We start from the raw sequence: 10,311 nt of genomic DNA on the forward strand, positions 1-10,311 counted from the left end.
TCCTGACGCAAAACCCAAGAATTTTCTCCCGAAGTCAATTTAAAAAGGAAGCCTTTCGGCTTCCCCATCGCGATAACTTTTCTACAATTAGCTTAATTCAGGCTCGAGAATTAGACTTAGATTTATTTTTGAGCGGCTTTGCGCTTAGAAGCAGCAACCATGCCACCTACAGCCGCTAAACCAAGCATTAAAGAAGGTTCGGGAACGGATTTAGGAGGAACGACACCTTTGAGCGAAACTTCGTAGTTACCGCTGTGAGAACTACGATCCGTTTTCTCAGTTAAACCGCTATTCGTGGCGCTGAAGCTGTAGAGGAGATCGCTGACATCGCCATACTGAACTTTAACCACTTCGCTCGCTTGGAATCCGTTTTTAATCAGATTCGCCAAAGGGCCTAATTTAGTTTGATAGTAAGCTTTTAGATCGTAGTGACCGGCCAAACCGATTAAGAGATCGCTGCCGTTATCAGTAATATAGGAAATGTTCGGGTCGCTGGTAGCTTGGAACAGATTTGCACCGAGGAAAGCGGTGTAAGCAATACCGCGCTTCGCTAGTGTATTACCGAAGCTACTAGCTAAACCCGCAGCATCATAAAAAGCATTGAACCATTTGTTCGCGAAGTTATTCTGACCGTAACTGGTGTTGAGGGAATCGCCAAACCAATCTTTTGCCGTTAAACTGCTGAGGGTGAGGTTTTTACCGGCGTAAGTGCCAACGATGCTGGTGCGCGCGTCGGAGGCTTTGAAGGCAGCTAAAGAGGTCGTCTCGCTGCTGGCAAACAGTTCGATGTTACCGCCGGGACTGGCGCTGTTACCTTCGAGCAACTTGTTGACGTTAGCGTTAGGATTGACGTAGGTTTGCGAGGAACCGTTAACATCGTAGAGCAAGTAGTCAGTACCGTTGATGGTATAAGCTGAAGCAGGGGCTTGTGCGATCGCGCCCGCTCCGACAGCAAAGGAAGCGCTCAGTACCAAGGTTGAAAGAGTTTTATTCATCTTAAATACGTCCTTAAGTTTGCAGAATAGGTTGTTAGGGTAGCAGCTTGCATAAGAATTGCCGAGACCGAACGCTCGACCTACTTTCAATTAAGGCAGGCGTACAGGGGAAATAGGTAAAGTTTTCGTGTAGATTTTGATGAAGATTTGATAGAGTTTAAACTGCATGACTCTCGAAGGATGCGATCGGGCGGGGCAGAACTCCACAACCCCGATTCTACGGAGATTATATCCCATTCAAATCACTCATTTTTTTTCTACAACCGTAAATAAAATAATCGTAAGCACTCCACTAACTTTGGGGCTAAGATGTAACTGACCTTTTTTTGTTATGTAGGCAGATCTATTGTATGGTGTGGGGTTCCCCTGTCTTTAGCGTCTGTGCATTTGATGGTTCTTGGCTGTGGGTTGCCTGGAACAGCATGGATGATGCTTATACCTTTCTAGAAAAGCCTGAAAAGCAGCTATCACTTGATTGCTTATTTTTTGCTGAAGCTCCATCAAAAGAAGCTGCGATTAAAACAGCCCGAAATTTATTGGGTTCTCATGTCAAACAAATTGGAAGTGAGTGGGCAGCAGAAGTCTGCCAAGTCATTGATAAGAAGCCCGATATCGATCGTAAGTATCTCCAGAAACCGCCGATTTCTGACGGCAAATCAAGGGTTGTAGGTGGATTTTCGGAGATGTCTAGTAATGAACGGGAAGCGATCGGCGATCGGCTTCAGAAGTCTCTAGATCGACTTCATTCACTTACCGGATTAAGTGCGGTCAAGTCTACCGTTCAAGAGTTGGTCAATATTGCAAAAGTATCCCGAATGCAGGTTCAAGCAGGTATAAAAGCTCCTGCCATCACTAGACACCTTGTATTCACCGGAAATCCTGGCACGGGTAAGACAACTGTAGCGAGAATATTAGGTGAGATTTATAAAGATATTGGAGTCTTGTCAAAAGGTCATTTTGTTGAAGTAGATCGGACGGATCTTGTGGCAGAATATTTAGGACAAACTGCACCTAAAACAGCAAAGGTAGTTAACTCCGCTTTAGGGGGTGTCCTTTTTGTCGATGAAGCCTATTCTCTTGTTCCAGATGGACGCGGAGATCTGTACGGACAAGAGGCAATTAATACGCTCTTAAAAATGATGGAAGATAATCGAGAAGATTTAGTCGTTATTGTTGCAGGATATAAAGGCGAGATGTCTCGTTTCATTGCTTCCAACCCTGGACTAAAGTCTAGGTTTTCCAGGACAATTAACTTTGAAGATTATTCTACTTTTGAGTTAACAGAGATTTTTAAAGTTAGGTGCAAACAGCATGGTTATCTGCTTTCAGACAAGACTCTGGAAGTCGTGCAAGAATTAGTAAAGCAGTTTGAAGATCGAATTGGAGAACTGGGAAATGGTCGATTCGTGAGAAATATTTTCGATCGTTGTGTTGCTCTTCAGTGCAACCGTTTAGCAGCTTTACCAAAACCGTCCAAGAACGATCTGAAAACTTTTCTTCCCATTGATATCCCAACCCACGAGCAATTAGTACAGTATTTTCTTTAAAGATGTTAAAGTATCCAACTCCTCCTAACTTTGAGCCGTTTCATTAACAGTAATTTCTCCGACGATTTCAAAGTTGATGACGCTTTGCAACGATTCGTAAAAACCCGGCTCCTTAAAAGAAACCGGGCTTTCAAACTATCTTTCTCAACCTTATATAGCAGTTTTCACATGGGTGAGGTACACCGAGCGGGCGAATACCATTTGCCCCTACCGATTTGATTTTTGGAACTGTACCTCACGCAAACGAAAAACGCTATACCCATTCCCAATCCTGATGCACTAAATTTTATCTGTAGGGGCAGAGCAATGCTCTGCCCTAGTTCTGCGGAACAGTGCAAAATCAATGAGAACTGGTATTACAAACTTGCCATCACTTCTCGGGCTGCCGCCAAGGTTTTTTCGATATCCTCATCGGTGTGGGCAAGGGAAGTAAACCCAGCTTCAAATTGCGAAGGGGCGAGGTAAATTCCGCGCTCTAACATGGCGCGATGGAAGCGTCCGAATTTGGCGAGATCGGACTTTTTCGCATCCTCGTAATTATGCACCGGCCCGGAAGTAAAAAAGAAGCCAAACATCGCACTAATCGAACCGCCGCACGCTGCATGACCGGTTTCCTTAGCAATGTTTAACATTCCTTCTGCGAGTTTTTTGGTGATGCGATCGAGTTGTTCGTAAGTTCCCGGTTTTTGCAACAATTCCAGGGTTTTAATCCCCGCCGTCATCGCTAAAGGATTCCCCGAAAGCGTCCCCGCTTGGTACATCGGGCCGGCTGGTGCAACCATCGACATAATATCCTTGCGTCCGCCGTAAGCACCGACGGGCAACCCGCCGCCGATGACTTTACCCATTGTAGTTAAGTCCGGGGTAACGCCGAATTTTTCTTGAGCGCCGCCGTAGGCAATGCGGAACCCCGTCATTACTTCATCGAAGACGAGAAGGGCGTTATTTTCGCGGGTAATCAGACGCAACCCTTCCAAGAAACCAGCATCGGGGGGAATAAAACCGGAGTTGCCGACAACGGGCTCGAGGATGACTCCAGCGATTTCGCCCGGATTTTCGGCAAAGAGGGCTTTAACGGCTTCGAGATCGTTGTAGGGGGCGGTGAGGGTGCTGGCGGTAACGGATTTAGGTACGCCGGGGGAGTCGGGTAAGCCGAGGGTAGCAACCCCGGAACCGGCTTGGACGAGGAACATATCGGCGTGTCCGTGGTAGCAGCCGGAGAATTTAATGACTTTTTCGCGTCCGGTGAAGGCGCGCATCAAGCGCAGAACTGCCATGCAAGCTTCGGTGCCGGAGTTGACAAAGCGTACCATTTCGACGCTAGGGACGGCATCGATCACCATTTCGGCGAGGACGTTTTCGAGGGCGCAGGGCGCGCCGAAACTGGTGCCTTTGTCGAGGGCTTCGTGGAGGGCGGCGAGGACTTCGGGGTGGGCGTGTCCGCAGATGGCTGGCCCCCAACTGCCGACGTAATCGATGTATTGGTTGCCGTCTACATCCCAAACATAAGCGCCGCTGACGCGATCGAAGACGATGGGGTTGCCGCCGACGGATTTAAAGGCGCGCACGGGAGAACTGACTCCTCCCGGCATGAGTTTCTGGGCGGCTGCAAAGATTTCTTCCGAACGGCTGGTTTTTAATGAAGTTTGAGTTACCAAAGTTTTCTCCTTAAGTCACAACAAGGCTCAAATAAGTGCTTCTCGCAATCTTTAAAATTTTAAAGAAAATGGCGATTTATTTTAAGGCATCTTCCTTCATTTACGATATAGCACGAGGGGTTCTGATGCAGGTTAAGGATTTGCCCTGCATTTGACTTTTTGGCAGGAGCCGAGTTTCTTGGGGTTAGTTCTTCTCTAGATTTCAACGATGACCCCAAATCGCGATCGCAAACAATACGCCCCCGCTACGCTACGCAACCGCGAACCCATCCTCGCTATACTTCAGCGGGTTCTCCCCCCTACTGGCACGATCCTGGAAATTGCCAGCGGCACCGGAGAACACGCAGCTTTTTTTGCGCCGCGTTTATCCCCCCGGCGCTGGCTGCCTTCGGATGTCGATGCGCTCAACCTCGCTAGCATTGAGGCTTGGCGCGAGGAGTCGGGGGCGGAGAATCTGGAAGCGCCGATCGCTTTGGATGTGCGAGAGGCGGTTTGGGGGGTGGAAGCGAACCCGACACTCGAGATTTGCGCGATCGCAAATATTAACATGATTCACATTTCGCCTTGGGCTTGTACTTTGGGGCTGATGGCAGGCGCAGAACGCCTTCTGGGAGCCGATGGCATTCTCTATCTTTATGGCCCTTTTAAGCGGGACGGAGTACATACCGCCGCGAGTAATGCCAGTTTCGATGCGATGCTGCGTTCCCAAAATGCAGCCTGGGGCGTGCGCGATCTCGATGAGGTGGTGCAGGTCGCGCGAGCTTGCAATCTCCAACTTTTGGAGGTTGTCGAAATGCCCGCAAATAATCTCTCTGCGATCTTCCGAAAAATTACTAGCTAAGGAGGGTTGACTTTAAGCTTATAGTTCGATCCGGGGTTCGGATTGCTGCTCTTGGGAGACAGTGAGGATTTCACTAGGGGCAGTCAAACAACGCTCCACTCACACCCCGCGATTTTTACTTAAGTTTTTTAAAAAAAATATTTAATTTTCTTGAAAAAATTATGCCTATGCCTTTTTAGGTATATACTTATACCTAATCTCAGTCCCCTTTACTTGAAAAACCAGTTAGAGCAATGACTTACATGGCAATTCCAACCGTAATGTCTCTTAACGAAACCGCAAATTGGGTAGAAAAAGGAAAAAGATTTTTTGAGGCAGGTTTTTATCAAGAGGCACTGATGGAATTTGGCAAAGCGTTGCAACTTCAGCCTGATGATTGCGATACGTGGGTTTTGCAGGCAGCAGCCCTAACGCATTTGGATGATTACAGCGCGGCACTGATGTCTTTGGAGAGCGCGTTGAAATACGCAAGTTATCGGAGCAGCGATCGCAACAGCGAATATGACTTGCAAAGCATTTATCTGTTCCGGGGAGTCGTGCTGCGAGAACTCGAACAGCATCGCAAGGCTTATGCTAACTTCAATCGCGCTCTCAAGCCCCAAGCCAAAAGAGGGCGCTCTTTTTGGCAAATGTTGACTCAACCCTTCCAAACCTCGAACCAGCAATTGATACCCCGTTGTTAATCCGGCGATTTTTCCGCTTCTGGGACAATTGGAAGCGCAGAACCGCTACAATAATTGCTTAATGAATGGCGAACTTCTACGACAGGTCAGAATCTTAGACCCGGTGGCTGGCAGCGACCGGGTTGTTGATGTTGCGATCGCGCAAGGGAAAATTCAAGCGATCGCGCCCGAAATTTCCGATCTATCTGACAGCATAAAAGTCATCAACTGTCAAGGAAAAATCCTCGCGCCGGGATTGGTAGATCTTTACAGTGCTAATAACGAACCCGGGCGCGAGGAACGAGAAACGCTCGAAAGTCTGGCAGCGGCGGCGTTAGCCGGAGGTTTTACCCGACTGACACTATTACCCAATAGCCACCCGCCCCTCGACAATCCCGCCACCTTAGAATGGATTCGTCGAACCTGTCCCAGCGCACCCCATTTCGCTTTCTGGGGAGCGATGACGCAAAATTTAGAAGGGAAACAAATGACGGAGTTGGCGGAGTTAGCGGCGGCGGGCGTTATCGGTTTTGCCGATGGTTTGCCGATCGCCAATTTAGGCTTGTTGCGTCGCATTTTCGAGTATCTCGCCCCTTTGAATCAACCGATCGCTTTGGTTGCCCTCGATAAAACGTTGCGGGGAAATGGGGTAATGCGGGAGGGCAAACAGTCGATTCGCGCGGGTTTGCCCGGAGATGCGGCAATTTCCGAAACTGCCGCGATCGCATCCTTAATCGAAATTTTAGCCGTTACGCCCGCTCCCGTTCACCTCATGCGGATTTCCACCGCCAGAGGAGTCGAAGCCGTTGCAGAGGGCAAAGCTCGCGGACTGCCGATTACCGCCAGTACGACGTGGATGCACCTGCTGCTCGATACCGAAGATGTTTGCAGCTACGATCCTAATTTACGCCTCGCTCCGCCCTTGGGCAACCCGGAAGACCGAGAAGCTTTAGTGGCGGGCGTGAAAGCGGGGATAATCGACGCGATCGCGATCGACCACGCCCCCTATACCTACGAAGAAAAAACCGTCCCCTTCAGCGAAACCCCTCCCGGCGCGATCGGGTTAGAATTCGCTTTACCGCTTCTGTGGCAAAAGTTTGTCGCCTCCGGAGAATGGACGGCGTTAGAACTCTGGCGCAGTTTAAGCGTCGAACCCTTGCGCTGCCTGGGACAACAACCTCAAAGTTTAAACGTTGGGGACGCAGCAGAATTGATTTTATTCGACCCAGAGGCAACTTGGCAGGCCGATGAAGCTCATTTAAAATCGAAAAGTCAGAATGCCTATTGGCTGGGACAGGAAGTTAAAGGGCGCGTTTTGCAATCTTGGACGCGAACGAGCGATCGCAATCTGACAGCGTTAAATTAGCCCTATTCAACTTTTAAATTAAGGAATCAGAAATGTCGATCGCTTTGCTATCGAGCAATGCCAACCTCGTAATTGCTGCTGTCGAGAAGCCGCATCCACTAAAGCGCGATTGCTAAACTTGCGTCGGTAGAGGTCGTTGCCTTTCGAGCAACTGAGTTCGTAATAAGAAAAGTTGGAAAGAATAGAGCGGGCAATCGCAAAAACAACGGTTCCTAAAATGCCAACGGTAGCGATCGCGAAATATACGCGGCAATCCCTCAGCCTTGAATTTATCAATCTGCATCCCTTCACCTTTGAGAACATCGAACAAGCTTCGCCTTCTTGCGCCCTCCCCTGCCCCCATATAAAGCAATTGCTGCTGAAATCGCAGTCAAACCCAGCCAGCCTCCCGGTTCGGGAACCTCTTGAGGGGGTTGGACGAACTTAATAACTCCTAAAACTCGATCTTTGCCTTGTCCTTGGGAACCAACTTGCTCGAAACGACCGGCTGCTCTGAGGTTTTGATTGAGGTAAGCTCGATACATATAGTCTTCCAGAGCGCGAGCATTGAGGTCGCCTGCATTAACAAACCAAGAAATTTTTGTGGTTTGTCCCGGCAATAAACCGGCTATGGGATTGCCGCCCGCAAAAGTGTTATCCTCCGGATTTCCCGAAGGTTGCATATTGCGCGATCGCACGCCGAGATCGAAAGTCCACGAAAAAGGAGGCAGCGCAGCATTTCGATAAACTTGTCCGTAAGTGCTAGTGCCGCGATCGTATTTGAAGGACTTGACGAAATCGGGCAGGTCGAAACCCACGCCCACTAACGCCGATCCCAAATCTCGAGCCGTCCTGTTAGCGATCGCCATTTCGAGTTTCACCCCCTCAAGCGTATCGGAAAAATTAAAATCTAACTCAGCCGTCGAACCCCGGTAATCGTTATTCATACAATCGCTCGGATTTGCGCATAAGCGAGGATCCAGAGTGAGGGTGAAGGCTTTGGTCGGTGGTGCAGTTAATAAGAAGGTCGCGAGTAGAGTACCCACTGACCCAATCGATAGGTAGCGCATATCCTCGGTTTACTACGAGCTATTGCCGCTAACATTAAGTTTTGTAAAAATACCGTTTAAACATAAGCCCTGTTAATTAAAAACTCAGCTTAAGATAATTTAGGCGTTTCAATTCTTAATGTACGCGGTCGTAAAACGGCGCTCTTTAAAACGGGCAAGCCTACCTTAAAAACCTAAAAGATTTGCGAACTAAAATTAAGTAATTTTAAGCTTTTTTCAAGGTTATCGGGCAAACTCGACCATTTTTTACAGCTTTCGCTCGGTTTGAGAATAATGCAAAAACCAAAATTTTTCTTCGCTAAAACTACTGAAGCGCGTTCGTCAATCGAACAAAACACGACGAGATCGCGATTTAGCTAAATCTGCCCCTTTAATCGTTCGAGTTCTTGGCGCAATGGAGGCTGCTCGTAGCCGAGGGCAACAGCTTTGGCGCTATCTAAAGATACATCAGCCGGTCGGGGAGCGGCCATCGGTACATCTTTTTGCCGACAAGCTCGAATCAGTTCGGCGGGCAACTCTAACACTTCTGCCATGAGGATGCCAAAATCGTAACGAGAAATTCGTTCGCCTCCGCCTAAATGCAAGCGCCCTTCCGCCCGTTCTAAGGCTAAAAGCAACCCTCGGGCTGCGGTTGTCGCGCTAATTGGCGTGCGGTACTCATCGACAAATAAATCGATCGCACTTCCGGTTCGCAGCGAGTGAATAAAGCCTTGAATGAAACTATCGGCGTGGGGTGAAGGTACTCCAAACATCAAGGGCAAACGACAGACAGCAGTGCGGGGATAGATTTGTAACATTCGTTCTTCCGCGATCGCCTTTTGCTCGCCGTAGAGATTCGCCGGACAAACGCGATCGCTTTCTCGGTAGGGAGGGTTCGCACCGTCGAAGACGAGATCGGTAGACGTAAAAGCGCAAGGAATATCTGCATTAGCACAACATTGCGCGATCGCTTCCGAAGCCGTGACATTAGCCGAGTAAGACTCCTCCGGGTGCATTTGGCAGTCATTCGGCTTCGATCGCGCGGCGGCGTGAATAACCGCATCCGGTCGAATTTCGGCAAACAAACCCGCCAACGCCTCCCCATCGGTCAAATCGATACTAACCGCAAGGCAACCGGGAATTTCGATCGTATGAGAGTGATAAGTCCCCCACACCTCCCACTCGGAACGCGCCACCTGACAGAGAGTCCAGCCTAAAAAGCCACTTGCGCCCGTCACCAGCAATTTTTTCATAGACCTCAATTAAGATGAGTTTTCAATACTGAAACTCAATCTAAAATACCGCAACCGTTGCGATCGAACTCCTCAACTGTTTGCTCGGAGAGTTCGTGAACCGTCAGGGCTTTCAGTACCTCAAACGGTAATGTGAGGTGATGCGCGCCCGCGAGTAACGCACCCGCCGCCTCCTCCGGAGACTTAAGACTCGCCGCTAAAATTTCAACCCCGCTTCCCTCGAGAACCGCCGCCATCTCTCGAACTAACTTCATTCCATCACCCAGCAAGCGCGTCGCTCGATTAACATATGCAATAGCATACTTCGCCCCCGCTTCCCGCGCCACGGCAGCTTGAGCCGCGCTGTAGATCGCCGTGACAGAACAGGGAATGCTGGGGGAAAGGGCAGCGACAACCTGAAAACCGACGGTTGTAGCGGGAATTTTGAGAACGGTTTTTTCGCCAATAAGCTCGTAAGCTAGCTTTCCTTCTGCTAACATCGCTTCAAACTCGCTGGCAGTGAGTTGATAATAAAGTTCCCCCGGACTGATGCGAGCGAGTTCTTGTAACGTTTCGCGAGGGGGCAGCGAACTTTTAGCTAAGATCGTCGGGTTGGTGGTAATCCCTTTAACCCATTTCCAAGTTTGAATCGTTTGGGCTTCTTGAAGGGAGGCTGAGTCGAGGAGAAGCGTCATTTTAGTGAATAGTGAATAATAAATAGTGAGTAGATTTTAACCCCATCATCCCGTCACCCCGTCACCCCGTCACCCCGTCACCCCGTCACCCCCTCACCCTTCATAATTCATCGAAAAATTGGGTAGAAACCCCGTCCTTCTAGGACGGCTCGAGCTTAAAAGTTTAACGCCATCACAGAATTAATACTATAATGTGAGGATGGATAAAGCCTATCGCTACCGTTTCTATCCTACCACCGAGCAAGAATCACTCTTGCGACGGACAATGGGCTGTGTACGGCTCGTCT

11 protein-coding genes are annotated in these 10,311 nt (G+C 49.1%); 5 read left to right on the forward strand and 6 right to left on the reverse strand.

The window, feature by feature from the left end; translation table 11 throughout:
- Positions 1 to 122: 122 nt before the first annotated feature.
- Entirely contained in the window at positions 123 to 995 is an 873-nt protein-coding gene (locus H6G50_RS21485) for an NF038130 family PEP-CTERM protein (RefSeq protein ID WP_190721188.1), read from the reverse strand.
- Between the two features lie 350 nt (positions 996 to 1,345).
- Between H6G50_RS21485 and H6G50_RS21490 the strand changes: the two genes are divergently transcribed.
- Positions 1,346 to 2,542, forward strand: a complete 1,197-nt coding sequence (locus H6G50_RS21490) for an AAA family ATPase (protein WP_206756590.1) — start codon at positions 1,346 to 1,348, stop codon at positions 2,540 to 2,542.
- Between the two features lie 356 nt (positions 2,543 to 2,898).
- On the opposite strand, the gene hemL is transcribed toward H6G50_RS21490, so the two are convergent.
- Positions 2,899 to 4,200: a glutamate-1-semialdehyde 2,1-aminomutase gene (gene hemL, locus H6G50_RS21495; RefSeq protein WP_190721192.1), complete on the reverse strand. Its 1,302-nt coding sequence runs from the start codon at positions 4,198 to 4,200 to the stop codon at positions 2,899 to 2,901.
- Between the two features lie 208 nt (positions 4,201 to 4,408).
- On the opposite strand from hemL, the gene H6G50_RS21500 reads away from it, so the two are divergent.
- The 3 genes from H6G50_RS21500 to H6G50_RS21510 all read left to right on the forward strand — a co-directional run bounded on the left by H6G50_RS21500 (position 4,409) and on the right by H6G50_RS21510 (position 7,069).
- Positions 4,409 to 5,041 (forward strand): DUF938 domain-containing protein, encoded by a 633-nt coding sequence (locus tag H6G50_RS21500; protein ID WP_190721194.1) that lies wholly within the window; start codon positions 4,409 to 4,411, stop codon positions 5,039 to 5,041.
- A gap of 233 nt (positions 5,042 to 5,274) precedes the next feature.
- Positions 5,275 to 5,724, forward strand: coding sequence for a hypothetical protein (locus tag H6G50_RS21505; protein WP_190721196.1), 450 nt, complete (start codon positions 5,275 to 5,277; stop codon positions 5,722 to 5,724).
- Positions 5,725 to 5,785: 61 nt separating this feature from the next.
- A complete protein-coding gene (locus H6G50_RS21510) occupies positions 5,786 to 7,069 on the forward strand; it encodes a dihydroorotase (protein WP_190721199.1) in 1,284 nt (427 codons plus the stop codon).
- Between the two features lie 18 nt (positions 7,070 to 7,087).
- On the opposite strand, the gene H6G50_RS21515 is transcribed toward H6G50_RS21510, so the two are convergent.
- The 4 genes from H6G50_RS21515 to H6G50_RS21530 all read right to left on the reverse strand — a co-directional run bounded on the left by H6G50_RS21515 (position 7,088) and on the right by H6G50_RS21530 (position 10,024).
- Positions 7,088 to 7,345 carry a hypothetical protein gene (locus tag H6G50_RS21515; protein WP_190721201.1) on the reverse strand — a complete coding sequence of 86 codons (258 nt, stop codon included), beginning with the start codon at positions 7,343 to 7,345 and terminating at the stop codon, positions 7,088 to 7,090.
- Positions 7,346 to 7,356: 11 nt separating this feature from the next.
- Complete coding sequence (locus H6G50_RS21520) at positions 7,357 to 7,995, reverse strand: hypothetical protein (RefSeq protein WP_190721203.1); 639 nt, start codon at positions 7,993 to 7,995, stop codon at positions 7,357 to 7,359.
- A gap of 479 nt (positions 7,996 to 8,474) precedes the next feature.
- Entirely contained in the window at positions 8,475 to 9,350 is an 876-nt protein-coding gene (locus tag H6G50_RS21525; RefSeq protein WP_190721205.1) for an NAD(P)-dependent oxidoreductase, read from the reverse strand.
- Between the two features lie 35 nt (positions 9,351 to 9,385).
- Entirely contained in the window at positions 9,386 to 10,024 is a 639-nt protein-coding gene (locus H6G50_RS21530; protein ID WP_190721207.1) for a transaldolase family protein, read from the reverse strand.
- A 199-nt stretch (positions 10,025 to 10,223) separates the two neighbouring features.
- On the opposite strand from H6G50_RS21530, the gene H6G50_RS21535 reads away from it, so the two are divergent.
- Positions 10,224 to 10,311, forward strand: an 88-nt coding sequence (locus tag H6G50_RS21535; protein ID WP_190719289.1) for a helix-turn-helix domain-containing protein, incomplete at its 3' end; no start/stop codon positions are given.

This window comes from Oscillatoria sp. FACHB-1406 (assembly GCF_014698145.1).
Classification (GTDB): domain Bacteria; phylum Cyanobacteriota; class Cyanobacteriia; order Cyanobacteriales; family Spirulinaceae; genus FACHB-1406.

Excerpts from the sequence above, each read along its gene's own strand:
- H6G50_RS21485 (WP_190721188.1), bottom strand. The coding sequence starts at position 995 with ATGAATAAAACTCTTTCAACCTTGGTACTGAGCGCTTCCTTTGCTGTC.
- H6G50_RS21490 (WP_206756590.1), top strand. The coding sequence starts at position 1,346 with ATGGTGTGGGGTTCCCCTGTCTTTAGCGTCTGTGCATTTGATGGTTCT.
- H6G50_RS21500 (WP_190721194.1), top strand. The coding sequence starts at position 4,409 with ATGACCCCAAATCGCGATCGCAAACAATACGCCCCCGCTACGCTACGC.
- H6G50_RS21505 (WP_190721196.1), top strand. The coding sequence starts at position 5,275 with ATGACTTACATGGCAATTCCAACCGTAATGTCTCTTAACGAAACCGCA.
- H6G50_RS21510 (WP_190721199.1), top strand. The coding sequence starts at position 5,786 with ATGAATGGCGAACTTCTACGACAGGTCAGAATCTTAGACCCGGTGGCT.
- H6G50_RS21520 (WP_190721203.1), bottom strand. The coding sequence starts at position 7,995 with ATGAATAACGATTACCGGGGTTCGACGGCTGAGTTAGATTTTAATTTT.
- H6G50_RS21525 (WP_190721205.1), bottom strand. The coding sequence starts at position 9,350 with ATGAAAAAATTGCTGGTGACGGGCGCAAGTGGCTTTTTAGGCTGGACT.
- H6G50_RS21530 (WP_190721207.1), bottom strand. The coding sequence starts at position 10,024 with ATGACGCTTCTCCTCGACTCAGCCTCCCTTCAAGAAGCCCAAACGATT.